The organism is Actinosynnema sp. NPDC023794 (genome assembly GCF_040639675.1).
Taxonomy (GTDB): Bacteria; Actinomycetota; Actinomycetes; order Mycobacteriales; family Pseudonocardiaceae; genus Actinosynnema; species Actinosynnema luteola.
Genome location: NZ_JBFAFR010000014.1, coordinates 159,270 through 182,611, shown reverse-complemented (window position 1 = coordinate 182,611; position 23,342 = coordinate 159,270). Strand labels below are relative to the sequence as shown.

The following is a 23,342-nucleotide window of genomic DNA, read 5'->3' as shown; positions in this document are numbered from 1 at the left end:
CTTGATTCTCGACGACGGCGAATTGACCTATCACAGACGTGGCGAGGGACCGCCGGTCGTGCTGCTGCACGCCGGCGGGCTCGGGTCCGCCACGTGGGACCGCCAGTTCGACCTGCTGGCGCGGGACCACACCGTGGTCCGGTACGACGCGCGGGGGCACGGCGAGTCGTCGCCGGTGACCGGCCCCTACTCGCACCACGAAGACCTGAGGGACCTGCTGGACGGGCTCGGCCTCGACCGGCCCACGCTGGTCGGCCTGTCGCTCGGCGCCCGCACCGCGATCGACTTCGCGGTCGCCCACCCCGACCGGGTGGCCGACCTGGTGCTGGTCGGGCCGGGCGTGAGCGGGATGAAGTTCGAGGACCCTTTCATCCTGGACCAGCTCACGCGGATTCGGGCGGCCACCACCGTGGACGAGGTCGCGGAGTGCGTGCTGCGGATGTGGGTCGACGGTCCGCACCGGTCGCCGGACGAGGTCGACCCGGCGGTGCGGGAGCTGTGCCGCGTCCTGACCGTCCACGCCGTGTCGAGCGGCGTGTTCACGACCGTGCCGGACGAGGTGCACGCCGTGGACCGGCTGGGCGAACTCACCGCGCGGACGCTCGTCGTCGTCGGCGACCTCGACTCGTCGGACATCCGCGCGGTGGCCGATCTCGTGCTCGCTTCCGCGCCGCGAGCGGAGGAGGTCGTCGTCGAGGGCGCCGCCCACCTGGTGAACCTCGACCGGCCGGACGAGTTCGACCGCGCCCTGCTGCGGTTCCTCAGCGCGTCGCGATGAACGGCGGCTTCCACCGGGCGGTGCTCGACCGGGCCGACGCCGCGGTGCTGGTGGTCGATCCGAGCGACCTGGGCGTGCGGTGGGCGTCACCGGCGGCCCGGCGGTTGTTCGGCGCCGCGTCCGGCCTGCTGCCCGACCTGGTGGCGAACGGCGACGCGGCGGCGGTCGGCACGTTCCTCCAGGCGGCGGGCCGCGCGGGCGCGTCGCGGCTGACGTGCGCGGTGCCGGTGGAGGGTTCCGTGCACCGCAGGGTCGACCTGATCGCCCGCGACCTGAGCGAGGACCCGGACGTGCGCGGCCTGGTGGTGGTCGCGCTCGACGTCACGGGCTGGGCGGAGACGGCCGACGAGCTGGGCAGCAGGCTCAACACCGACGCGTTGACGGGCCTGGTGAACCGCACCGGGTTCCTGCCGCGGCTCGAGCAGGCCGTGCGCGGCGCGCCGGGTCCGGTGCTGGTGTTCCTCGACCTCGACCAGTTCAAGGACGTCAACGACCGCCACGGGCACGCGGCGGGCGACCACGTGCTGCGCCTGGTCGCGTCCCGGCTGGCCGCGGTGGTGGCCGGCCGCGGCACGGCGGCCAGGCTGGGCGGCGACGAGTTCGTCGTGCTGCTCGACGAGCTGGACGAGCAGCAGGCGATCGCCGCGGCCCAGGAGATCCTGGCCGTCATCGCCACGCCGGTGACGTTGGACGAGGGCGTGATCCGGGTGTCGGTGTCGGCGGGCATCACGTTCGTCCGGCCCGGTCACGGCGCGGAAGACCTGCTGCACCAGGCGGATCTGGCGATGTACCGGGCGAAGACGATCGGCCCGGTCGGCGTCGCCGTCTACGACCAGGACCTGGAGGACTGGGCGCTGGCGCGCAAGCACCAGGTCGACCGGCTCGCCGAACGGCTGGAGGAGCTGCACGCGGAGAACCGCGCGCTGGCCGAGGCGGCGACCATCGACCAGCGCACGGGCCTGCCGAACCCGGCGACGTTCGACGTCGACCACGCCCGCCGCAACCGCGCCGGCGAGCCGTACAGCCTGCTGCTGGTCGACATCGACCGCTTCCACAGCTACAACACGCTCTACCGCTACCTGGCCGGGCACGAGACGCTGCGTAAGGTCGCCGAGGCCATCGACCGCGCCACCCGCGCGGGTGATCGCGCGTACCGGTACGGGGGCGAGGAGTTCACCGTGCTGCTGCCGGGCACCCGGCTGGACGGCGCGCTGGCGTCCGGCGAGCGGATCAGGCAGGCGGTGGAACGGCTCGGGCTGGAGCACCGGGGCAACACGGGCGGTGTGGTGACGGTGTCGATCGGCGCGGTGGAGGTCGCGCCGGGCGCGTCCGTCACCGACGCGGTGGAGGAGGCCAGCGTGGCGGTGCTGGAGGCCAAGGACGCGGGCCGCAACCGGGTGGTGGGCCGCCGTGCCGGCGGTTGAGGCCTCGACCCCGGCTCACCCGCACAGCGGGCTACATGGGCCGTTTAGCCTAGCTAACGAATACTCTGAGTAGATAATCGGGCTAAGTGGATTGCGAATGAATGAATTCACCTGGGCCGTTCTGGTGAACGCAGTCACGGTGAGTTAGTAATGGGCGTGAACCACGACTCGATGCAGCACTTCTCCGACGGCCTGTCCACCCTGGTGCTGGCGTACATCGTCTCCGTCATCGGCTCGCTCATCGGCCTCGCCTGCATGGCCCGCGCCCAGGGCGAGCCGACCCGCGCCGCCAAGGCGCGTTGGACCGTGTTCGGCGCGTTCGCCATCGGCGGCGTCGCGATCTGGCTGATGCACTTCATCGCCATGCTCGGCTTCGACGTGCCCGGCGCCGCGATCAAGTACTCCGTGCCGCTGACCGCGTTGTCCGCCGCGGTGGCGATCGGCGTGGTCGGCCTCGGGCTGTCGCTGGTGACGCTCGTCCGGTTCACCAGGATGCGGCTGCTCGTCGCCGGCACGCTGGCCGGGCTGGGCGTGGCGGGCATGCACTACCTGGGCATGTCGGCCATCCGGTTCCGCGGCGAGATCACCTACGACCGGGCGCTCGTGGTGTTGTCCTGCGTGATCGCGGTGGTGGCGGCGACCGCCGCGTTCTGGTTCACCCTGGTCGTCAAGACCGGCGTGGCCAGGGTCGCGGCGGGGTTGATCATGGGCGTGGCCGTCACCGGCATGCACTACACCGGCATGGCCGCGGTGAAGGTCGACGTCGACCCCGCGATGGCCGCGCCGCAGGGCACGTCCGCGTTCGACCTGGTGTTCCCCGTGTTCGTGACGAGCGCCTTGGTGGTGGCGGCGTTGCTGTGGATGCTCTTCACCTCCGACGACGAGGTGGTGGGGGAGACTTCGTAGGCACGGCTACGGTGGGCCGCGTGGCGTGGTCGGCGGTGGTTCTGGCGGGTGGTCGGGGCAGCAGGCTGGGCGGCGTGGACAAGGCGTCGGTCGTGGTCGACGGCCGCACGTTGCTCGCCCACGTGCTGGACGCGGTCGCGCTCGCGCGGCGGACCGTCGTCGTCGGCCCGCGCAAGGACGACGTGCCCGGCGTGACGTGGGCGCGGGAGGACCCGCCCGGCGGCGGACCGCTCGCGGGGCTGGCCGCCGGACTCGCGCACGTCGCGACGGACCTGGTGGTGGTGCTCGCGGTGGACCAGCCGGGCATCACCCGGTCCACTGTGGACCGGCTGCTCGCGGCCGTCGGCGACACCGGCGCGGTCCTCGTGGACGAGGAGGGGCGGTCGCAGTGGCTCGCCGGTGCGTGGCGCACCGGGTCGTTGCGCGCAGCCGTGCCCGCCGACCCGCGCGACGCCTCGATGCGCTCGGTCCTCGGGCCGCTGAACCCGGTGGCCGTCGCCGCCGGGCCGGGTGAGGCGCGCGACGTGGACACCCCGCGTGATCTCACTCCGTGACGGGTGACCAAGATCGGGTGAAATAGGCGTGAGCTGCATCGCTGCCCGTTTCCCGGGTCGGACCCCTTCACAAGAGCCATACCGTCGGCAGGGGAGACTGGGGCACAGTCGCACAACCCTGTCGAGGAGGACCTTTGTCCGAGCCCGCCGCCGAGGCGTCCCACACGCCGGCTCGTGACGCCCAGTTGCTCGAACGCACCGTGTTCGAGGTCAAGCGGGTGATCGTCGGTCAGGACCGGCTGGTCGAGCGGATGCTCGTCGGCCTGCTGGCCAAGGGCCACCTGCTGCTGGAGGGCGTGCCCGGCGTGGCCAAGACGCTGGCCGTCGAGACGTTCGCGAACGTCGTCGGCGGCTCGTTCTCCCGCGTCCAGTTCACCCCCGACCTGGTGCCCGCCGACATCCTCGGCACCCGCATCTACCGCCAGGGCAGCGAGAGCTTCGACGTCGAGCTCGGCCCCGTGGTCGCCAACTTCGTCCTCGCCGACGAGATCAACCGCGCGCCCGCCAAGGTGCAGTCGGCGATGCTCGAGGTGATGGCCGAGCGACACGTGTCGATCGGTGGCAAGACGTTCCCGATGCCCACCCCGTTCCTGGTCCTGGCCACCCAGAACCCGATCGAGAACGAGGGCGTCTACCCCCTGCCCGAGGCCCAGCGCGACCGGTTCCTGTTCAAGATCCAGGTCGAGTACCCGACGGCCGAGGAGGAGCGGGAGATCGTCTACCGGATGGGCGTCGAGCCGCCGGTGCCCAGCCAGGTGCTCGGGCCGGACGAGCTGGTCCGCCTGCAGGGCGTGGCCTCCCGGGTCTTCGTGCACCACGCGCTGGTCGACTACGTGGTGCGGCTGGTCATCGCGACCCGCGCGCCCAAGGAGCACCAGCTCACCGACGTGGCCGGGTGGGTCGCCTACGGCGCCTCGCCGCGCGCCAGCCTCGGCATCATCGCCGCCGCCCGCGCCCTGGCGCTCGTGCGCGGCCGTGACTACGTGCTGCCGCAGGACGTCGTGGACGTGGTGCCGGACGTGCTGCGCCACCGCCTCGTGCTGTCCTACGACGCGCTGGCCGACGGCGTTCCGCTGGACCACATCATCACCCGCGTGCTCCAGACCGTGCCGCTGCCGCAGGTCTCCGCACGTCCGCAGACGCCGCAGCCCGCGGGCAGGCCGTGACCGAGCCGGACCCGCAGGTCTCCGACCGGCCGGGCTGGGCGCCGCCGGTGCTGCACGGCGGTCGGATGGAAGCGGCGCTGCGCACGCTCGAACTGGAGGTCCGCCGCCGGCTCGACGGGCTGCTGCAGGGCAACCACCTCGGCCTCGTGCCGGGACCGGGCTCCGAGCCCGGCGAGGCGCGGCCCTACCAGCCCGGTGACGACGTGCGGCGGATGGACTGGGCGGTCACCGCCCGCACCACCGTGCCGCACATCCGCGAGACCGTCGCCGACCGCGAGTTGGAGACGTGGCTCGCGATCGACCTGTCGCCGAGCCTCGACTTCGGCACGGCGGCGTGCGAGAAGCGCGACCTGGTGGTCGCCGCGACGGCCGCGGTGGCGCACCTGACCCGTGGCGGCGGCAACCGGATCGGCGCCCTGGTCTCCACGGGCGAGGACCTCGTCCGGGTGCCCGCCCGCGGTGGCCTGGCGCACTCGCGCGGCCTGATCCGCAAGGTCGCCGAGACGCCCCGCGCGCCCGAGGGCACCCGCGGGTCGCTGGCCGACGTGGTCGAGCAACTGCGCCGCCCGCCGCGGCGGCGCGGCCTGGTCGTGGTGATCTCGGACTTCCTCGGCGGCACGGAGTGGCAGCGCCCGCTGCGCGCGTTGTCCGCCCGGCACGACCTGGTGGCCATCGAGGTGATCGACCCGCGTGACATCGACCTGCCCGAGGTGGGCCGGGTCGTGCTGGCCGACCCCGAGTCGGGCAGGCAGCGCGAGGTCGTCGCGTCGCCGCTGCTGCGCCGGGAGTTCGCCGCGGCGGCGGCCGAGCACCGCGCCGAGGTGGCCGCGGGACTGCGTCGCGCCGGAGCGGGTCACCTGGTGCTGCGCACGGACTCGGACTGGATCGCCGACACCGTGCGGTTCGTCGTCGCGCGCAAGCGCCGCTGGTCGGGAGGGGTGGCCTGATGAGCCTGTCGGGTTTCACCGCGCCGTGGTGGTTCGTGCTGCTGGTGGTGGTGGCGGGGCTGGCCGCGTTCTACGTGGTGCTGCAACGCGTGCTGCGCAAGCGGATGCTGCGGTTCGCCAACCTGCCGATGCTGGAGAAGGTCGCGCCCAAGCGGCAGGGCTGGTACAAGCACGTGCCGGTGGCGTTGCTGATGGTCGCGTTCATCGCGCTGACCGTGGCGCTGGCCGGGCCCACCGCCGAGCAGAAGGTGCCGCGCAACCGCGCGACCGTGATGCTGGTGATCGACACGTCGCTGTCGATGAAGGCCACCGACGTGCAGCCGTCCCGGTTGGAGGCCGCGCAGGTGGCCGCCAAGTCGTTCGCCGACGGGCTCACGCCGGGCATCAACCTGGGGCTGATCTCGTTCGCCGGTTCGGCCACCGTGCTGGTCGCGCCGACCACCGACCGCGCGGCGGTCACGCAGAGCATCGACGGGCTGAAGCTGGCCCAGTCGACCGCGACCGGTGACGCGATCGTGGCGGCGCTGGCGGCGATCGACTCGTTCGGCAAGGTCGTCGGCGGCGCGGACGGGCCACCGCCCGCTCGGGTCGTGCTGATGACGGACGGCAAGGAGACGGTCGGCACGCGTGACGCGTTCGACGCCGCCGAGGACGCGAAGACGGCGGGCGTCCCGATCTCCACGATCTCGTTCGGCACCGAGGAGGGCGTGGTCGAGATCGAGGGCCGGCGGCAGGAGGTGCCGGTGGACGACGACTCGATGAAGGAGATCGCGAAGCTGTCCGGCGGCGAGTTCTTCAAGGCCGCGAGCGCCGAGGAGCTGCGCCGGGTGTACGACACGCTGGGCGAGCAGATCGGTTACGAGAAGAAGCAGGCCGACGCGTCGCGGCCGTGGGTGGCGCTGGGCACCGTGCTGGGGATGATCGCCGTGGCGGGCGCGCTGCTCTTCGGGCAACGTCTGCCGTGAGCGGGCAGTATGGCGCCCGTGGTGGTGGCGGAGAACTGGCAGGAGATGGTCGACTGGTCCGTGGCGCTGCTGCGCCGCGGCACCGGCGAGGGCGTGCCGGAGTGGAATCGGCGGGTCCTGTCATCCGGCCTCGACAACGAGTGTGACCTGCGGGTGTGGTTGCGCGAGCAGGGCGTGACCGGGTATCCGCAGATGCTGCTCGTGATGGAGCGGTTCGGCTACCCGGACCTGTTGAGCGCGTCGTCGGACGAGCTGGTGGACGCCCAGTACGCCGACCGGCCCGAGCTGCGGCCGATCCTCGACCGGCTGCTGGCCGAGGCGGCGTTGCTGGGTCCGATGCGGGTGCAGGCGCGCAAGACGTACGTGGCCCTCGTGTCGCCGCGCCGGACGTTCGCGATCGTGAAGGCGACCACGCGGAGCCGGGTCGACCTCGGCCTGCGCCTCGCGGGCCACGAGCCGACCGGCCGCCTGGAGCCGGCGGGCTCGCTGGGCAACGACACCATCACCCTGCGGATCGGCATCGGCAGCGCGGACGACATCGACGACGACACCCTGACCCGCCTGCGCCAGGCCTACACCGCCAACTCCTGACCCCGCGAGAGTCCTACCTCCAGCCTTCGCGAGTCCTACGTTCAGAGGACCTGAATTCAACGCTCAGCACGAAGCTCGCCGTCCTGAGCGTTGAATTCACGGCTCCTGAACGTAGGACTCTCGCGGGCTGGACGTAGGACTCTCGAGGGGTCAGCCGTGGAGGTTGCGGTAGGTGGTGGCGGCGCCGGGGTGCAGGGGGAGGCCGGCGGTGCCGATCAGGCTGCGGACGTCGAGGAACTGGGTGCCCAGGGTTTGGCCGGGGACGAGGGCGGCGGCACGGGAGATCAAGGTGCGGGTGACGGCGGCGGCCACGTCGTCCGGCAACGAAGCCCGGCACAGAAGCAGGTTCGCCACCCCGATCGTGGGCACCTCGCGGGTCGCGCCGTACACGCCGACCGGCACCGGCACCTGCTCGTACACCGAACCGTGCGCCGCGCGCAGGTCGGGCACCAGCTCGGCCAACGGCAGCAGCCGGATGCCGGGCAGGCCGTCCAGCGTCGGCGTCGGCACGCCACCCGACCACAGCAGCGCGTCGATCCGCCGGTGCGCCAACGCCTCCGCCGCGTCACCCAGCCTCAGGTGCTCCACCCGCACGGAGTCGCGCAGGCCGAGCGCGACGAGCATCCGCTCACCGGACAGCGACGCGCCGGAACCCTCCGCGCCCAGGGAGACGGTCCGCCCGGCAAGGTCGGCGGGCGCCCGCGCCGGGTCGTCCACGCGCACGACCAGCTGCAGGTAGTTCTCGTAGACCCGGCCCAAGGCGCGCAACTCCAGCCCGGGATCGGCGACGAGGGCGGAGTCGGCCAGGGCCAACGCGACCTGCGCCTCGCCCGACGCCAGCAACGCGAGGTTCGCCAGGCTGCCCTCGGTCTCCAACGCCCGGCCCCGGACGTCCACCAACTGCTCCGCGAGCAGGGTCGCGAAGTCGAAGTACATACCGCCGCGCTCGCCGGCGGCGATGGCCAGCTCACCCGACGGCGCGCCGCTCGTGCACCCGGCGGCCAACAACCCGAGCAGGAACACCCGCCGGTTCACAGCGCCGGCTCCAACGGCAGCGTGACCCGGGCGGTGAACCCGTCCGCCGACGACAGGCGCAGCACGCCGTGCCGTGCCTTGACCAGCTGGTCCGCGATCGCCAGGCCGAGCCCCGTGCCCGGCTGCCCGGACCGCCCGCGCCAGAACCTCGACGTGGCCAACGCCAGCTCCTCCTCGCTCAGCCCGGGTCCGTCGTCGTGCACCTCCACCCAGCCGACGCCCGCCGCACGGTCCGCGCCGAGCGACACCCGCACCGCGCCGCCGTACTTGACCGCGTTGTCCAGCAGCACGTCCAGCACCTGCGCCAAGTCCGACTCCGGGCACCGCACCAGCACCGCCAACGCGGGCGTCCGCGGCAGCGGCACCTGCCAGAACCCGGCCCGGTCCACGGCCACCGCGCCGACGTCGGCCAACTCCGGCTCACGCCCGCCGGCCGCGACCTCGGTGGCCGCGCTCTCCGCCGACGCCAGCGCCAGCAGGCCGTCCAGCAGCGACTCCAGCCGTTCGATCTCGGCCACGCCCGCCGTGTACGCGCGCACGCCCTCCGGCTTCACCTGGCCGCTCAACGTGTCCATCCGCAGCCGCAACGCCGCCATCGGGTTGCGCAACTGGTGCGAGGCGTCCGCGATCAGCCGTCGCTGCTGGTCGGCGGCCTCCGTCACGGCGTCGGACATCCGGTTGAACGACTCCGACAGCTCCCGCACCTCCGGTGGCCCGCTGCTGCCCGCCACGTGCGCCCGCCGTTCGCCCTCGGCCACCGCCCGGACGCCGATCGCCAGCTCGGCCAGCGGTTTGAGCAGCCACCGGGTGACGGCCAGCACCAGCAGGATCGAGATGACGGCCGCCGCCAGCGCGCCACCGAGGACCAGCAGCCACCGCGTGGTCACGTCCGCCGCCGCGCGGTCCACCGACGCGCGCAGCACCACCGCCCCGGCCACCCTGGTGCCCGTGCCGACCGGCCGGGCGAACACCACGTGCCCCGACGACCAGGGCTTCAGGGTCGGCACGGAGGACGCGGGCTGGTTGCGCAGCGCGGCGTCCAGCACCCGGGCCAACGCGGGGTCGTCCGACGTCAGCCCGGCCTGGGCGACCGGCTGCCTGCGTGCGTCGACGACCACCACCGGCTCGCCGTACAGCTCGACGTACGCGGCGACCTCGTCCTCCAGCGCGGCCTTGTCGCCGGTGGTCTCGGCCTGCTGGGCGAGCGCGGCGAACCGGTCCAGGTCACCGGTGCGCGTCAGCACGAACCGCTGCGTGCGCTCGGCGGCCGTGGACGACAGCAAGGGCACGGCGAACGCGGCCACCGCGGCGGCGGAGAACAGCAGCAGCACCAGCAGCAGGCGACGGCGCATTCACTTCCCCGTCTGCTCTTCGGCTCCGCCGACGGCCAGCCGGTAGCCGAAGCCCCGGATGGTGGTCAGCAGGCCGGGACGACCCAGCTTGGCCCGCAGCCCGGCCAGGTGCACGTCCAACGCCCGCGACACGGCCAGGTACGCGTCGCCCCACACCTCGTCCATGAGCTGCTGGCGGCTGACCGCCGTGCCCGCGCGGCTGGCCAACGCGGCCAGCACGTCGAACTCCTTGGTGGTCAACGAGACCTCCGCGTCGCCCACCACCACGCGCCTGCCCTCCAAGTCGATCTCCACGTCGCCGATCCGCACCGTGCGGTCCTTCGGCCCGGTGAGCGCCGCGCTGCGCCGCGCGACCGCGTCCATCCGGGCGAGCAACTCACCGAGGCGGACCGGTTTCACCAGGTAGTCGTCAGCGCCGAGCCGGAGACCACGCACTATCGACCGCTCGTCGCCCCGCGCGGTGAGAACCAGCACAGGCACCGGCGACACCTTGCGGATCTTGCGCAACACCTCCAGCCCGTCGGTGTCGGGCAGCCCGAGGTCGAGCAGCAGCAGGTCGAAGTCGCGGTGGACCAGGAGCGCGTCCGCGCCGCGCGCCACCCGGCTCGGCCGGTGGTCGTTGGCCTCCAGCGCCTCGACCAAGGCGCCCGCGACCCCGTCGTCGTCCTCGACGAGCAGCACGCGCACCCGTCCACCCCCTTTGGTTGGGGCGATTATGGCCGTTGAGGTGTAAACAAGTGGCTGTGAGCATTGACGAGCACGTGCCCGCGGTCCTGCTGGACGAGGCCAGCGAGGCGTTGGAAGAGCTTGCGGGCGTGCTGGCCGACGGCCAGACCATGAAGGACGCCCTGCAGCAGCTGGCCGACTCCGCGTCGCGGGTCATCCCGGACGCGGAGAACGCCAGCGTGACGGTGATCGACGCCGACGGGGCCTCCACGCTGGCGGCCACCGACGACAAGGTCCTCGCCATCGACGCCGACCAGTACGCGGCCGGTGACGGACCGTGCCTGGAGGCGTCCAGGACCCAGCGGCCGGTGCGGGCCACCGTGACGGACGGCCGGGCCAAGTGGCCCGAGTTCGCCGTCGCCGCCGAGGGCGCGGGCGTGCGGGCCTACCTGTCCGTGCCGCTCGTGGTCGAGGACGACGTGCTCGGCTCGCTGAACCTCTACAGCTCCGAGGAGCGGGCGTTCGACCCGTTCGACGAGGCGTTGTTGCGGCTGTTCGTCACCGCCGCGTCCACCACGATCACCGGGTTCCGCCGGTACGAGCGGTCCCGGAAGCTGGTCGAGGACCTGCAGCGCGCGCTGGTGTCCCGTGCCGAGATCGACCAGGCGAAGGGCGTGCTGATGGCTGCCCACGGTGTCGACGCCGACGAGGCGTTCGGCCGGCTGGTGTCCGAGTCGCAGCAGCACAACACCAAGCTGCGCGAGGTCGCCCGCAACCTGCTCGCGTCGGTGCGAAGACGGCCGTGATTGTCACCTGCCTGACAGAAGTCGTATTCGAATTTTGCTTTTCGCAACAGCTGTGAATGGATCGGTTCCAGCGCTTCCGGGTGCGGTTAGAGTGGTCGGGAAGAAAGTCGATTTCCCCATTCTGGTCCGAGGAGGAGCATGCGCAAGAACCGTGTCGCCGCGGCGGGATTCGCCGTCGTGGTCTCCGCTGCGCTGACCGCGTGCGCCGACGGCCCGTCGTCGACCATGAGGACGTTCGACACGCCGCAGGCGCTGGCCGAGGCGAACCGGGTGGCCGCCGAGGGCAGGGGGTCGGTCACCGTGGACCTGGACCTCGCGACCGACGGCAAGGGCAGTTGCGGGTTGCGCACCGACGACTTCGCCGCGTCGTGCCGGATCTCCATCGCCGACGCCGAGGAGGTCGCGTACGTGATGGTTCCGGACGGCATCTTCGTGCGGATACCGCGAGGCCAGGCGCCGCAGCCGGACAAGCCGTGGCTCAGGATCGACCCGGACGACCCGACCAACGCGCTGGCCCGCGCCATGGCGGACGTCGCCGTGCACATCCGCGACACCGCCGACATCCGCAAGGCGCTGCCCGAGGGCGCGCGGATCGTGGAGACGGCCGAGGAGTCGGTGTCCGGCAGGCAGACCGTCCGCTACACCGCGCACGTGACGGTGGACGGGCGGGCGTCGGTGCTGAATCTCTGGGTGGACGACCAGGACCTGCCGGTGAAGACCGAGGCGCGCACGCCGGTCGAGGGCGGTGAGCCGGTGCAGGTGGTCGCGCACTACCGCGACTGGGGCAAGCCGGTCGAGATCACCGCGCCCACGCCGGACCAGCTCGGCGAGTTGCCCGCGCTGCCCGGCTGATGCGGGGCCGGTCCCCTCCGGACTGCGCGGAGGGGACCGGATCGCGTTGGTGCGCAAGGGGTTCCGGTCACGTGCGGCGACGGGTGCGGCGCAGGCGGAGGAGGATGCCCGCGCCCACCGCGAGGAGCGCACCGCCCAGGACCAGCGGGCCCGTGATCGAGGAGCCGGTGTTCGCGAGCCCTCTCTTGTCCGGGTGCGACACCGGGACCACGGCCTGCGATGTGGTTGTCGTGCTGCTGCTGGCCGACGTCGTGGTCGTCGTGGTGGTGGACGTCGGAACCGTTGTGGTGGTGGACCTCGTGGTGGTGTTGGTGCTGGTGGCCGGCTGAGTGGTGGTGGTGCTTGTCGTCGTCGTGGTGGTCGGCCGAGTAGTCGTAGTCGTGGTGGTGGTGGTCGGCCGAGTAGTCGTCGTGGTGGTTGTCGTCGTGGTGGTCGTCGTCGGACTCGTCGTGGTCGTCGTGGTGGAATCGGTAGTGGTGGTCGTGGGCGACGTCGTGGTCGTGGTTGTGGTGGGTTCCGTTGTTGTGGTTGTGGAGTCGGTGGTGGTCGTCGGCTCCGTGGTGGTGGTCGTTGTCGTGGGGTCGGTCGTCGTCGTTGTCGTTGTCGTTGTGGTGGTGGTGGTGCCCTCGGGCTGCACCGTGAACTCGTACAGGCGAGTCGACTGGCCCGGCTTGAGCGTGCACGGCGAGGTGAACGTACCCAGCCCCGTCTCCGAGCCGTCGGCGGTGCGCGGGGTCAGGGTGGTCACGAAGTCGCCGACGTCGATGGTCGTGGTGCCCGCGAAGGGGAAGCTCAACGACGGCGTGGTGCCCGTGGCGACCGTGTCGAACTCGCCCGACTCCGGGACCGCGGTCTTGGCCACGGTCAGGTCGGGCACGATGTCGAGCACCAACCCGGCGTTGTCGATCACGGTCTGCGCCGACGCGGTGCCCTCGACGGTCGCCGCGCCGACGAGCGACAGGCCCTGCGTCGCCAGCTCCGGCACGGTGGCGGTGGCGGTCACGCGAGCCTCCGGAATGGGTTCGCCGACCACCGCGGTGTCCGGGAGGTCCTCGACCACGATCTCGACGCTCATGTCCTGCGCGCCGATCAACGGGAACGGGCAGTTGTAGACCAGGGTCAGCCTCGCCGTCGCCGCGCTGCCGACGCTCGCGCCCCACAGGGCCGATCCGCCGACCACCACCGCGGTGACACCCAGCGCGGCCACCCGGTGCCGCAATCTCATCTCAGATCCTCTCCTGGAGAAACGTCGGGGCGGGCCGGCGACGTCGCCGGCCCGCCCGCGCCGGATCACCGCCCGGTGCCGTCGACGACGGTCAGGCCGCCGACACGGTGAAGGTGTGGAGCAGCGTGTTCTGGTTCGCCTTGAGCGTGCAGGCGGAGGTGAACGTGCCGAGGCCGGTCAAGCTGCCGTCGGCCCGGCGCGGCGTCAACGTGGTGCTGAAGGCGCCGACCCGGACCGTGGTGGTGCCCGCCCTGGTGAAGGTGACCGGCGCCGTGCCGCCCGTGGCGATGGTGTTGAACGAACCGGACGCCGGGATGTTCGTCTTGGCCACCACGAGGTTGGCCACGACCTCCTGCACCGCGCCCGCGTTGTCCACCGCGGTCTTCGCGACGGCGGTGCCCTCCACGGTCGTCGCGCCGACCAGCCGGAGCCCGAGGGTCGCGCTCGCCGGCACGGTGGCGATGGCGGTCACCCTCGTCGGCGGGACCGGCTGGCCGACCACCGCGGAGTCGGCGAGGTCGGCCACGGTGATGCGGACCGTCACGTCCTGCGTGCCGATCAACGGGAACGGGCAGCTGTACGCCAGGGTCAGGCTCTTGGTGGCGGCCATGCCGGTGCCCGCGCCCGCGAACGCCACCGATCCGACGACGGCGATGGCGACCGCGAGTGCGCCGATGACCCTGCGGCCAGTGAGTTTCAGCATGTGCGTCTCCTCGTCGAGAGCAGTGCGGAAAACAGCGTGTTCGGTGTGCGGCGGAAGGCTACTCGTCAGTAAAGTAGCTTTGTCGCGCAGGCTCGGCAAGTATTTCTTTCACGTTTGACCTGGCTGTGTCAGGGGTGCCACAAAAGCGCCGGAAAGAGTTGTCACGCACGTGACAAATCATTGATAGGCGCTTGTGCGGACCGCGCGCGGGAAAGTAGTTTCGCAGAATGAGCGGAGCTGTGCGGTGAGGATCGCGGTGGTGCTGGCCGCGGTCGCCGCGCTGCTGGGCGCGGCGCTGACCCCGACGTGGGTGGTGCGCCACGCCGAGGTGCGCGCGCCGGCGCGGTCGGCCGGCATCAAGGTCCTCTACGAGGTCGAGGGGGTGAGTCGGATCCACAAGCTCCAGTCCGACCTCGCCATCGGCCCCGGCACCCTCGAAGCCGAGATCGATCTCGTCAGCGGCACCATCACCGGCGACCTGTCGCTGCCGCCGAGCTTCGGCTACTTCATCGTGTTCGGCTTCGTGCCCAACACCGCGCGCACCGACCTGATCCCGGTCGCCCAGGTCACCGGCACGATCAAGGACGGCTACGTCAAGGCGAACGCCAAGCTCGCCATCGAGCTCAGCGAGGTCGCCGTCGACGAACAGCCGTTGGACGTCGGGGAGGCGTGCCGGACCGTCGAACCCGCGTCGATCGACCTGGAGGGTCCGTTCGAGCTGGCGAAGATGCGGATGAAGGGCGTCTACACGATTCCGCCTTTCGGTGGCTGCCAGGGCCGTGAGCGGCTCGACCCGCTGCTGACCGGCCTGATCTCCGGCCCGGGCAACACGCTCGACCTCACGCTGACCTTGCTCCCGGGGGTCCCGTGAACCCCGCCGGCCCGAGCCGGCGTGGCTGTCCGGCCGCGCCGCCCAGCAGTCGCAGCGCCCGCAGCGCGATGCCCATGTCGAACAACGCGTCCGGGTCGTGCAGCTTCGCCCCGAACAGCTCCTCCAGCTGCCGCAACCGGTAGCGGACCGTCTGCGGGTGCACGGCGAGGCTCGACGCGACCTCCGGCGCGCTGCCGCGCGTCTCCACCCACGCGGTCATCGTCTCCCGCATCCGCTGCTGCTGCTTCGGCGTCAGCCCGTCCAACGGCGCCAGCGTCCGCTTCACCAGCTCCCGCACCAACTCCTCGTCACCGAGCAGCAGCAACGTCGACAGGTGCTCGGTGGTGTCCACCATCGGCCGGTCCGCGATCACGCCCGACTGGATCAGCGTGATGGTGCGGCGCGCCCAGCGCAGCGACTGCCGCGCCGACGCGAGCGGCACGACCGGGCCGACGGCCGCGCGCCAGCCGCCGAGCTTCTGCTCCAACGCGACCAGCTGCCGTTCCGGGTCGGTCAGCAGCAGGCACGGCTCGCTGCCCTCCAGGTCCATCAGGATGTCCTCGTGCAGCGCCGGTATCGGCAGCTGGTGCTGGTCGGTGCGCCGTTCCAGCGCCACCACCAGCACCTTCTCCGGCAACGGCCAGTGCGCGGCCTCGGCCACCTCGGCCAGCGCGTTCGGGTGGTAGCCCGGCTCGCCGAGGAGCAGCTCCAGCAATCGCTTGCGCCGCCGCTGCAACGCGCCCGCGTGCCGGGCCTGCGCCTCGGCGTACCCCTCCATCGACCGCAACGACAGCTCGTCGATGTAGGCGAAGATCGCCTCGGCGATCAGGCACATGGTGGCCAGCGGCACGCGTTCGGTCTGCCCGAACTCGGAGATCCGCCGCCACGCCACCCGCGCGCCGATCCGGTACGCCGTCTGCAGCAGGTCGAGGCTGCGCCCGGCGCTGACCTCGAGCTTGCCGAGCAGGCGGAACAGCTTGGCCCGGTCCTCCCGCTGCGCGGTCGGGTCGACCATCCGGTCGATGAACTGGTGTATCGCCTGTTCCACCCCCTCGACCACCACTTGGCCGAACATCCCCTCCAACTTCTGTGAATATTCGGCGATCTGGTTCTGGATTTCCCGGACCATGTCCACGGCCACGTCGCCGGCCCTGGCGCGGAACTTCGGCGCGAGGTCGGCGGGCAGTCGCTCCCACAGGTCCGCGTTCCCGATGAGCGGTAACTCGGAGGCTCGGAGTTCTCCGGTTCTGTTCATGCTGTTCGCCCACCACCAAACGGTTAGGTGTGATTCCGAACACTGTATTTTTGATCATGAAAAGTTGTCAACCACGGCGCACTCCCGTGACAAAGTCGCCAGTGTTGTTGTGCGTCGCGTGACAAAGAACGGCGCTAGCGGAGCCGGCTGCCCGCGAACACCCGGCCGACCACGCCCGGCTCGGTGATCCGGCGGCCCTGCTCGTCGTAGACGCGCACCTGGCACGTGCGGGGCGGGCGGCCGACCGCGCCCGGAGCCTCGCGCAGGTCCTCGGGCGTGGCCACGGTCGCCACCGCCACCTCGGTCGACCCGTGCGGGTCGTGCGACTCCAGTTCCAGCGGGCCCAGGTCGAGGATGCGCTGGAGCGTGGTCGGCGCGAGCGTCGACGCGGTGGCCCGGTGCCGTGCGGCCGACTCCACCGTCCGGCTTTCGTCGAACTCGCGCGCCAGGGCCACCGCCGAACCCGGGCCCATCGCCGGCACCAGGTGCGCGAACCCGGTGCCGTGGAACACCGGCGCGGCGATCACCGCCACCTCGCGCGACCGCAGCGGCACCACGTCGGCCAGTTGCGGCTCGGCGAACCCGGTGTTGAGCAGCCCGGTCTCGTCGATCACCGCCGTGGCGTCGGGCTGCTCGCGCACGGCGCGGCGCACCGACCAGGGCGGCGGGCCCCACGCGCGCACCTCGACCAGCGACCGCAGCGCCCGATAGGGCCGGTGCGCTTGGACCATTCCGGCGCGGTGGAGCACCCGGACGCAGTGCGGCAGATGTGACACGCGGGCACCCCCGATTCTCGACAACGCCAATCATTGTTAGCCGCAGCGCGGGCCGTGGCGCCAGGCCCCGATCGGGTTTGTGCAGCCGGGTGAGTGTTTCGCGAACCGACTTTGTCATGCGCTTGACAAAGCTTTCCGGTTGCTTGTGCGGTGGGACATCCGTTAGTAACGTACTCGTCGGTAACGTCATTTCGGTCAATTCACACCACTCTTTCGGAGAATACCTGTGGCATTGCGTCGTCGCCTGCTGGGGCTGCTGTTCGCCGCCCTCCTGGTCGCGCTGTGCGGCTTGTCCGTCGCGGCGTACCAGAAGGCGTTCACGTCCCGGGTGACCGTGCTGCTGCGCACCGACCACGTCGGCAACCAGCTCCAGGAGGAGTCGGACGTGAAGCTGCTCGGCGTGCTGGTCGGCGAGGTGCGGGCGATCCGCTCGCACGGCGACGGCGCCGAGGTCGAACTCGGCCTGCGCCCGGAGCAGGTCGGCCGGATCCCGGCGAACGTGTCCGCCCGGCTGCTGCCGAAGACGCTGTTCGGCGAGCGGTTCGTCAGCCTGGAACTGCCGGACGACCCGGCCGGCGCGCTCGACGACGGTGCCGTGATCGAGCAGGACCGCACGTCCGGCGCGATCGAGCTGGAACGGGTGCTCGCGGACCTGCTGCCGACGTTGCAGGCCGTGCGGCCGGACAAGCTGTCCTCCGCGCTGACCTCGATGGCCCAGGCGCTGGATGGGCGCGGAGCGACCCTGGGGCAGGCGATCGTGGACCTCGACGCCTACCTGCGCGAGCTGAACCCGCAGCTGCCCGTGCTCAAGGAGGACATCACCAAGTTCGCCGACCTCACCGGCGTGTACGCGGACGCGGGGCCGGACCTGGTGCGGGCGTTGGCGGACGCCACCGCGGTCAGCCGCACGATCGCCGAGCAACGCGCCGACCTCGACGCCGTCTACTCCAGCCTCACCACCGCGTCCGCCGACCTGACCGGCTTCCTGCGCGCCCACGGCGAGACGGTGGTGGCGCTGGCGGACCGGTCCCGGCCGACGTTCGAGCTGTTCGCCACCTACTCGCCCGAGTTCGGGTGCGTGCTGAGCGCGGTCAACGCCCTCCGGCCCCGGATGGACCAGGTGCTCGGCAAGGGCACCGACCAGCCGGGTGTGCACGCGGAGGTCACGGTCGTGCCGCCGGGTGAGAAGTACGTGCCCGGCCGGGACGACCCGGTGCACCGCCGGGGCGGCGGTCCGCACTGCCCGTCCGGTCCGGTCACCGCCGTCGCGCCGGGCCAGGTGCCCGACTGGGCGCGCCTGCTCACCGTGGGGGTCCGATGAGGAACGTCGCCGCGCCGCTGACCAAGTTCCTGGTGTTCGTCGTGGTCACGGTCGCCGCGACCGGGTTCCTGGCGGCGACCATCGCGGGCAGCCGGGTCGGCTCCGCGGTGGTCTACGAAGCCCGGTTCACCGACGTCACGGCGTTGGCCGAGGGCGACGACGTGCGCATGTCCGGCGTGAAGGTCGGCCAGGTCGAGTCGATGGAGCTGGTGGACGACGAGCTGGTCGACGTGTCGTTCTCGGTCGCCGACGGCCGGTCGCTGTCCGCCGACGTCACCGCCACCATCAAGTACCGCAACCTGGTCGGCCAGCGGTACGTCGCGCTGGAGCAGCCCGCCGGGCGGGTGGGCGAGGAGCTGCCGCCCGGCGGCCTCATCCCGGTCGAGCGGACGACCCCGGCGCTGGACCTGACCACGTTGTTCAACGGGTTCAAGCCGCTGTTCCAGGCGCTGAACCCGGAGGACGTCAACAAGCTGTCGCACGAGATCGTCCAGGTGTTGCAGGGCGAGGGCGGCACGGTGGAGAGCCTGCTCGCGCACACCGCGTCGCTCACCTCCACGTTGGCAGCCAAGGACGACGTCATCGGCAAGGTCGTGGCGAACCTGAACGCGGTGCTGGAGACGGTGAACTCGCGGGACGACCGGTTCGGCGAGCTGCTGACCTCGATGCGGCAGCTCGTGTCCGGCTTCGCCGCCGACCGCGAGCCGATCGGCAACGCCATCACCGGCCTGGCCGCGTTGAGCGACAGCACCGCGTCGCTGCTGGAGCAGGGACGCCAACCGCTCAAGGACGACATCGCCGCGCTCGGGCTGCTCGCGGGCAACCTGGGCGACGCGCCCGAGCTGGAGCCGTTCATCCGGAACCTGCCGGTGAAGTTCGAGGCCATCGGCCGCACCGCGTCCTACGGCTCCTGGCTCAACTTCTACCTGTGCTTCGCCTCCTCGCAGGCGCCGCCCGCGCCCGGCGGACCGCCGGTCGGCATCCCCGTCACCGAATCGAGGTGTCACCGATGACGCGCAGACCCGTGCTGCTGGGAGCCGTCGGCCTCCTGGTCATCGCGCTCACCGCCCTGCTCACCTTCTTCCTGGAGGACCTGCCGTTCTTCGGCGGCGTGGCGCACACCGCCGAGTTCACCGAGGCGGCCGGCCTGCGCGTGGACGACGAGGTCCGCGTCGCGGGCCTGAAGGTCGGCACGGTGACCGACGTCGAGCTGCACGAGGGCAGGGTGCGGGTGACGTTCCGGATCGGCGGTGTCGAGCTCGGCGACCGCAGCCGGGCCGAGATCCGGATCAAGACCCTGCTCGGGCAGAAGTACCTGGCGCTGGACTCGGAGGGCCGCGACCCGCTCACCGACACCATCCCGGTCGAGCGCACCACCTCGCCCTACGACGTGATCGAGGCGTTCAGCGGGCTGTCGACGACGGTCGGCGAGATCGACACCGACCGGCTGGCGGAGAGCTTCCAGGTGCTCTCGGACACCTTCCGCGACTCCCCGGAGCACGTGAAGCAGGCGTTGGAAGGGCTGTCGGCGCTGTCGAAGACCATCTCCTCGCGCGACGAGCAGCTGGCGTCGCTGATCGCGGGCGCGAACCAGGTCAGCGGGGCGTTGGCGGAGCGCAACACCGACTTCGCCGCGCTCATCACGGACGGCAACCTGCTGCTGGAGGAGATCGGACGCCGCCGTGACGCGATCGCGGCGCTGCTCGACGGGACCCGGGCGCTGTCCCGGCAGCTGTCGGGCCTGGTCGCCGACAACTCCGAGCAGCTGCGCCCCGCGTTGGAGCAGCTGGAACGGGTCACCGACGTGCTGCGGAACAACCAGGACGCGCTGGACCGCGGCCTCGCGCTGGCCGGGCCGTACTACCGGGTGCTGAACAACTCCCTCGGCAACGGCCAGTGGGTGGACACCTACCTGTGCGGGCTCGTGGTCGACCCGGGCGCGCGGCGCGACTGCCCGACGGGAGGCCGCTGATGTTCGTCCGACTGTCACCTGATCGGATCGGGGGTCGGCGTCGGCTGGTCGTGGCACTGGCGCAGGGGCTCGTGCTGGTCCTCGTGGCGACGGCCGTCGTGTGGTGGATCTTCCTGCGGCCGTCGCCGACGCGGGTCGCCGCCTACTTCACCGCCGCCGTCGGCGTGTACGAGGGCTCGGACGTGCGGGTGCTCGGGGTGAAGGTCGGCCGGGTGGTCGGCGTGCTGCCCCGGGGCGGGTCGGTGCGGGTCGACCTCGAACTCGACCACGGCGTCGAGGTGCCCGCGGACGCCCGTGCCGTGGTCGTGTCGCCGAACATCGTGGCCGACCGGTACGTGCAGCTCACGCCCGTCTACACCGGAGGCGAGCAGATCGCGCCCGGGGCCGTGATCACCAGCGCGCGCACGGCGGGCACCGTCGAGTTGGACGAGCTGTACACCAGCCTGGACACGCTGCTGACCGCGCTCGGCCCGAACGGGGCCAACCGCGAAGGCGCGTTGTCCGACCTGCTGAGCACGGGCGCGGCGAACCTGGACGGGACCGGCGCGGCGTTGGGCGAGTCGATCCGGCAGCTCGCGGACGCGGCGAAGACGTTGGCCGGGTCGCGGGACGACCTGTTCGGGACCGTCGACAACCTCCAGTCGTTCACCTCGATGCTCGCGGCGAACGACGAGCAGGTGGGGCGGCTGGCCGACCAGCTGGCCGACGTGTCCGGGTTCTTCGCCGCCGAACGGGACGACCTGGGCGCGGCGTTGGGCGAGTTGGCCGCGGCGCTGGAGCAGGTGCGGGGATTCGTGCACGACAACCGCGATCGGGTGAAGTCCGGTGTGGACGACCTGGCCGCGCTGACCGGAACCCTGGTGCGGCAACAGGAGTCGTTGACCGAGATGCTGGAGGTCATGCCGGTCGCGTTGCACAACGTGGTGAACGCCTACGACCCGGCGACCGGGACGTTGAACGCGCGGGCCAACCTGAACGAGTTCGTGACCGACCTGCTGAGCGTTCCCAGCCAGGTCGGTGTCCAAGGAGGTGCGCGGTGAGGCGGCTGTCGGCGGTGGCGCTCGTCCTGGTGCTGACGGGGTGTTCGGCGATGCCGAGCGCGTACGACCTGCCGCTGCCCGGCGGCGCGGACCTCGGCGACCGGCCGTACCGGGTGACCGTCGAGTTCGACGACGTGCTCGACCTCGTGCCGCACGCCGGCGTGAAGGTGGACGACGTGGCGGTGGGCAAGGTCGAGGACATCGGGTTGTCCGAGGACGGCTCCACGGCGCTGGTGCGGGTCGCGGTGCGCGGTGACGTGCTGCTGCCGTCGAACGCCCTCGCCCGGCTGCGGCAGTCGAGCCTGCTGGGGGAGAAGTACGTGGAGCTGGCCGTGCCGGACGAGCGGTCGGCGTCGCCGTTGGTGGACGGCGCGGTGATCCCGGTGACGCGGACCAACCGCAACCCCGAGGTGGAGGAGGTGTTCGGCGCGTTGTCGATGCTGCTCAACGGCGGCGGCATCGCGCAGATCCGGGACATCTCACGGGAGCTGAGCGCCGCGTTGTCCGGCAACGAGGCCGCGGTGAGGTCGCTCTTATCCACTGTGGACTCGTTCGTCGGTGCGATGGACTCGCACAAGGGCGAGATCACGCGTGCTCTAGAGGGGATGGACAAGCTCGCGTCGTCCCTGGAGGCGCGCAAGGGTGACATCGGCGAGGTGCTGGACGGGCTGGAGCCGGGTCTGCGGGTGCTGCACGACCAGCGCGGGCAGTTGGTCGGGCTGCTGAACGCGTTGCGGGAGCTGTCCGACGTCGCGGTGGACACGGTGAACCGCAGCCGTGACGACCTGGTGGCCGACCTGCGGGCGTTGGAGCCGACGTTGCGGCTGCTGGCGGAGTCCGGGCAGAACCTGCCGCAGTCCCTGGAGATGCTGCTGACGTTCCCGTTCACCGACGCGGTGTTGGACGGCATCAAGGGCGACTACCTCAACACGTACCTGACCCTGAAGCCCGGAGGGCGTTGATGATCACTCGGCGGATCAGGGTGCAGGTCGCGCTGTTCGCGGTCATCGCGCTGCTCGGCGTCACGTACGTGAGCGCGAAGTACGTCGGGCTCGTGGTGGTGGACGACGGGTACGCGGTCCGGCTGGAGCTGGCCCGGACCGGTGGCCTGTTCACCGGCGGCGAGGTGACGTACCGGGGTGTGCCGGTGGGTCGGGTCGGGCCGATCCGGCTGGGCGACGGGCAGGTCGAGGTCGAGTTGCGCATCGCGGCGGGCGCGCCGCCGATCCCGGTGGACCTGGAGGCCGTGGTCGCGAACCGCTCGGCGGTGGGCGAGCAGTACGTCGACCTCCGGCCGCGCCGGGACAGCGGGCCGTACCTGGGTGACGGCTCGGTGATCCCGCGGTCGCAGACCAGGCTGCCGCTGCCGGTGGAACAGGTGCTGACCAGCCTGGACGACCTGGCGCGTTCGGTGCCGGTCGAGTCGCTGCGGACCGTGGTGGACGAGCTGGACCAGGCGTTGCGGGGCACCGGGCCGGATCTCCAGGTGCTGCTGGACGCCACGACGGAGTTCATCGGGACGGCCGGCGCGCACCTGCCGCAGACCACGCGGTTGTTGAACGACTCCGTCGCCGTGCTGCGGGCGCAGCTGGACCACTCGGCGGCGATCAACTCGTTCGCCGACAGCGCGCTGCTGGTCGCGTCACGGCTGCGTGAGTCGGATGGCGACCTGCGGCGGCTGATCGGGGCCGTGCCGGGTGCCTCTGCGGAGGTGAGCGCCCTGCTGCGGGAGTCGGGACCCAACCTCGGCATCGTGCTGGCCAACCTCCTGACCACGGCTGACGTCCTCGTCACCCGGCAGGGGGCGTTGGAGGAGGTCCTGGTGACCGTGCCGGACGCGGTGTCGGTGGGCGCGTCGGCGATCGCGTCCGGCCAGGCGCAGTTCGGCCTGGCCCTGACGTTCTTCGAACCCCCGCCGTGCGAGGCGGGCTACGAGTCCACCCCGCGCAGGAACGGCCTCGACACCACGCCCGGCCCGTTCAACACCGGCGCCGCCTGCACCCTCCCGCGCGGCTCGGCCACCGGCGTCCGCGGCTCGCAGAACGCACCGCGCTAGTCCGTGGTTTCGTCCAGGTCGTCGCCATCGGAGAGGATGGCCACCATCTCGTGCGGGATCTCGAACCCGACCGGTTCCACG

General features: G+C 71.7%; 24 protein-coding genes. 17 read left to right on the top strand and 7 right to left on the bottom strand.

Annotated features, from left to right (window positions below):
• Positions 1 to 58: 58 nt before the first annotated feature.
• From AB0H12_RS26615 to AB0H12_RS26580, 8 genes are all read left to right on the top strand, one after another.
• On the top strand, positions 59 to 778 hold the full coding sequence (locus AB0H12_RS26615) for an alpha/beta fold hydrolase (RefSeq protein ID WP_499626285.1): 720 nt from the start codon (positions 59 to 61) through the stop codon (positions 776 to 778).
• Positions 775 to 2,202 (top strand): sensor domain-containing diguanylate cyclase, encoded by a 1,428-nt coding sequence (locus AB0H12_RS26610; protein WP_499626283.1) that lies wholly within the window; start codon positions 775 to 777, stop codon positions 2,200 to 2,202. The genes AB0H12_RS26615 and AB0H12_RS26610 overlap by 4 nt, the downstream gene beginning before the upstream one ends.
• A 150-nt stretch (positions 2,203 to 2,352) precedes the next feature.
• On the top strand, positions 2,353 to 3,108 hold the full coding sequence (locus AB0H12_RS26605; protein ID WP_499626281.1) for an MHYT domain-containing protein: 756 nt from the start codon (positions 2,353 to 2,355) through the stop codon (positions 3,106 to 3,108).
• A 20-nt stretch (positions 3,109 to 3,128) separates the two neighbouring features.
• Positions 3,129 to 3,662 (top strand): molybdenum cofactor guanylyltransferase, encoded by a 534-nt coding sequence (gene mobA / locus AB0H12_RS26600; protein ID WP_499626280.1) that lies wholly within the window; start codon positions 3,129 to 3,131, stop codon positions 3,660 to 3,662.
• A 134-nt stretch (positions 3,663 to 3,796) separates the two neighbouring features.
• On the top strand, positions 3,797 to 4,828 hold the full coding sequence (locus AB0H12_RS26595; RefSeq protein WP_230565679.1) for an AAA family ATPase: 1,032 nt from the start codon (positions 3,797 to 3,799) through the stop codon (positions 4,826 to 4,828).
• A gap of 65 nt (positions 4,829 to 4,893) precedes the next feature.
• Complete coding sequence (locus tag AB0H12_RS26590; protein ID WP_499626375.1) at positions 4,894 to 5,775, top strand: DUF58 domain-containing protein; 882 nt, start codon at positions 4,894 to 4,896, stop codon at positions 5,773 to 5,775.
• Positions 5,775 to 6,740: a VWA domain-containing protein gene (locus tag AB0H12_RS26585; protein ID WP_499626278.1), complete on the top strand. Its 966-nt coding sequence runs from the start codon at positions 5,775 to 5,777 to the stop codon at positions 6,738 to 6,740. The genes AB0H12_RS26590 and AB0H12_RS26585 overlap by 1 nt, the downstream gene beginning before the upstream one ends.
• A gap of 9 nt (positions 6,741 to 6,749) precedes the next feature.
• Positions 6,750 to 7,331 carry a DUF5655 domain-containing protein gene (locus AB0H12_RS26580; protein WP_499626276.1) on the top strand — a complete coding sequence of 194 codons (582 nt, stop codon included), beginning with the start codon at positions 6,750 to 6,752 and terminating at the stop codon, positions 7,329 to 7,331.
• 150 nt (positions 7,332 to 7,481) lie between these two features.
• Here AB0H12_RS26580 and AB0H12_RS26575 read toward each other — a convergent pair whose 3' ends face one another.
• Genes AB0H12_RS26575 through AB0H12_RS26565 form a run of 3 tightly spaced genes read right to left on the bottom strand, consistent with a single transcriptional unit; the run spans position 7,482 to position 10,405 of the window.
• The gene (locus tag AB0H12_RS26575; protein ID WP_499626274.1) at positions 7,482 to 8,366 is read right to left on the bottom strand and encodes a TAXI family TRAP transporter solute-binding subunit; all 885 of its coding nucleotides are present in this window, start codon (positions 8,364 to 8,366) and stop codon (positions 7,482 to 7,484) included.
• Positions 8,363 to 9,718 carry a sensor histidine kinase gene (locus tag AB0H12_RS26570; protein ID WP_499626272.1) on the bottom strand — a complete coding sequence of 452 codons (1,356 nt, stop codon included), beginning with the start codon at positions 9,716 to 9,718 and terminating at the stop codon, positions 8,363 to 8,365. The genes AB0H12_RS26575 and AB0H12_RS26570 overlap by 4 nt, the downstream gene beginning before the upstream one ends.
• Positions 9,719 to 10,405 (bottom strand): response regulator transcription factor, encoded by a 687-nt coding sequence (locus tag AB0H12_RS26565; RefSeq protein WP_499626270.1) that lies wholly within the window; start codon positions 10,403 to 10,405, stop codon positions 9,719 to 9,721.
• Positions 10,406 to 10,455: 50 nt separating this feature from the next.
• On the opposite strand from AB0H12_RS26565, the gene AB0H12_RS26560 reads away from it, so the two are divergent.
• Entirely contained in the window at positions 10,456 to 11,190 is a 735-nt protein-coding gene (locus tag AB0H12_RS26560) for an ANTAR domain-containing protein (RefSeq protein ID WP_499626269.1), read from the top strand.
• 138 nt (positions 11,191 to 11,328) lie between these two features.
• Positions 11,329 to 12,042 (top strand): hypothetical protein, encoded by a 714-nt coding sequence (locus AB0H12_RS26555; RefSeq protein ID WP_499626267.1) that lies wholly within the window; start codon positions 11,329 to 11,331, stop codon positions 12,040 to 12,042.
• Between the two features lie 67 nt (positions 12,043 to 12,109).
• On the opposite strand, the gene AB0H12_RS26550 is transcribed toward AB0H12_RS26555, so the two are convergent.
• Together AB0H12_RS26550 and AB0H12_RS26545 are read right to left on the bottom strand one after the other, a co-directional pair.
• Positions 12,110 to 13,267: a DUF6801 domain-containing protein gene (locus AB0H12_RS26550; RefSeq protein WP_499626265.1), complete on the bottom strand. Its 1,158-nt coding sequence runs from the start codon at positions 13,265 to 13,267 to the stop codon at positions 12,110 to 12,112.
• A gap of 91 nt (positions 13,268 to 13,358) precedes the next feature.
• Positions 13,359 to 13,970 carry a DUF6801 domain-containing protein gene (locus AB0H12_RS26545; RefSeq protein ID WP_499626263.1) on the bottom strand — a complete coding sequence of 204 codons (612 nt, stop codon included), beginning with the start codon at positions 13,968 to 13,970 and terminating at the stop codon, positions 13,359 to 13,361.
• Between the two features lie 244 nt (positions 13,971 to 14,214).
• On the opposite strand from AB0H12_RS26545, the gene AB0H12_RS26540 reads away from it, so the two are divergent.
• Complete coding sequence (locus AB0H12_RS26540; RefSeq protein WP_499626261.1) at positions 14,215 to 14,841, top strand: hypothetical protein; 627 nt, start codon at positions 14,215 to 14,217, stop codon at positions 14,839 to 14,841.
• Here the strand turns inward: AB0H12_RS26540 and AB0H12_RS26535 are convergent.
• Positions 14,810 to 16,096, bottom strand: a complete 1,287-nt coding sequence (locus AB0H12_RS26535) for a PucR-like N-terminal domain-containing protein (protein ID WP_499626260.1) — start codon at positions 16,094 to 16,096, stop codon at positions 14,810 to 14,812. The two genes, AB0H12_RS26540 and AB0H12_RS26535, sit on opposite strands and share 32 nt — an antisense overlap.
• A gap of 134 nt (positions 16,097 to 16,230) precedes the next feature.
• Entirely contained in the window at positions 16,231 to 16,872 is a 642-nt protein-coding gene (locus AB0H12_RS26530; RefSeq protein ID WP_499626259.1) for a hypothetical protein, read from the bottom strand.
• Between the two features lie 226 nt (positions 16,873 to 17,098).
• Between AB0H12_RS26530 and AB0H12_RS26525 the strand changes: the two genes are divergently transcribed.
• The 6 genes from AB0H12_RS26525 to AB0H12_RS26500 are packed head-to-tail and all read left to right on the top strand — an operon-like array spanning position 17,099 to position 23,261.
• Complete coding sequence (locus AB0H12_RS26525) at positions 17,099 to 18,193, top strand: MCE family protein (protein WP_499626258.1); 1,095 nt, start codon at positions 17,099 to 17,101, stop codon at positions 18,191 to 18,193.
• A complete protein-coding gene (locus tag AB0H12_RS26520; RefSeq protein WP_499626256.1) occupies positions 18,190 to 19,206 on the top strand; it encodes an MCE family protein in 1,017 nt (338 codons plus the stop codon). Before AB0H12_RS26525 ends, AB0H12_RS26520 begins: the two co-directional genes overlap by 4 nt.
• Positions 19,203 to 20,165: an MCE family protein gene (locus tag AB0H12_RS26515; protein WP_499626254.1), complete on the top strand. Its 963-nt coding sequence runs from the start codon at positions 19,203 to 19,205 to the stop codon at positions 20,163 to 20,165. Before AB0H12_RS26520 ends, AB0H12_RS26515 begins: the two co-directional genes overlap by 4 nt.
• Entirely contained in the window at positions 20,165 to 21,205 is a 1,041-nt protein-coding gene (locus AB0H12_RS26510; protein ID WP_499626252.1) for an MCE family protein, read from the top strand. Before AB0H12_RS26515 ends, AB0H12_RS26510 begins: the two co-directional genes overlap by 1 nt.
• Positions 21,202 to 22,167 (top strand): MCE family protein, encoded by a 966-nt coding sequence (locus tag AB0H12_RS26505; protein WP_499626250.1) that lies wholly within the window; start codon positions 21,202 to 21,204, stop codon positions 22,165 to 22,167. The genes AB0H12_RS26510 and AB0H12_RS26505 overlap by 4 nt, the downstream gene beginning before the upstream one ends.
• On the top strand, positions 22,167 to 23,261 hold the full coding sequence (locus tag AB0H12_RS26500; protein WP_499626248.1) for an MCE family protein: 1,095 nt from the start codon (positions 22,167 to 22,169) through the stop codon (positions 23,259 to 23,261). Before AB0H12_RS26505 ends, AB0H12_RS26500 begins: the two co-directional genes overlap by 1 nt.
• The last annotated feature ends 81 nt before the right edge of the window (positions 23,262 to 23,342 follow it).

Coding starts and splice junctions, on each gene's coding strand:
- AB0H12_RS26610 (WP_499626283.1), top strand. CDS start 775: ATGAACGGCGGCTTCCACCGGGCGGTGCTCGACCGGGCCGACGCCGCG.
- AB0H12_RS26605 (WP_499626281.1), top strand. CDS start 2,353: ATGGGCGTGAACCACGACTCGATGCAGCACTTCTCCGACGGCCTGTCC.
- AB0H12_RS26590 (WP_499626375.1), top strand. CDS start 4,894: ATGGAAGCGGCGCTGCGCACGCTCGAACTGGAGGTCCGCCGCCGGCTC.
- AB0H12_RS26585 (WP_499626278.1), top strand. CDS start 5,775: ATGAGCCTGTCGGGTTTCACCGCGCCGTGGTGGTTCGTGCTGCTGGTG.
- AB0H12_RS26580 (WP_499626276.1), top strand. CDS start 6,750: ATGGCGCCCGTGGTGGTGGCGGAGAACTGGCAGGAGATGGTCGACTGG.
- AB0H12_RS26570 (WP_499626272.1), bottom strand. CDS start 9,718: ATGCGCCGTCGCCTGCTGCTGGTGCTGCTGCTGTTCTCCGCCGCCGCG.
- AB0H12_RS26555 (WP_499626267.1), top strand. CDS start 11,329: ATGCGCAAGAACCGTGTCGCCGCGGCGGGATTCGCCGTCGTGGTCTCC.
- AB0H12_RS26550 (WP_499626265.1), bottom strand. CDS start 13,267: ATGAGATTGCGGCACCGGGTGGCCGCGCTGGGTGTCACCGCGGTGGTG.
- AB0H12_RS26545 (WP_499626263.1), bottom strand. CDS start 13,970: ATGCTGAAACTCACTGGCCGCAGGGTCATCGGCGCACTCGCGGTCGCC.
- AB0H12_RS26535 (WP_499626260.1), bottom strand. CDS start 16,096: ATGAACAGAACCGGAGAACTCCGAGCCTCCGAGTTACCGCTCATCGGG.
- AB0H12_RS26520 (WP_499626256.1), top strand. CDS start 18,190: ATGAGGAACGTCGCCGCGCCGCTGACCAAGTTCCTGGTGTTCGTCGTG.
- AB0H12_RS26515 (WP_499626254.1), top strand. CDS start 19,203: ATGACGCGCAGACCCGTGCTGCTGGGAGCCGTCGGCCTCCTGGTCATC.
- AB0H12_RS26510 (WP_499626252.1), top strand. CDS start 20,165: ATGTTCGTCCGACTGTCACCTGATCGGATCGGGGGTCGGCGTCGGCTG.
- AB0H12_RS26500 (WP_499626248.1), top strand. CDS start 22,167: ATGATCACTCGGCGGATCAGGGTGCAGGTCGCGCTGTTCGCGGTCATC.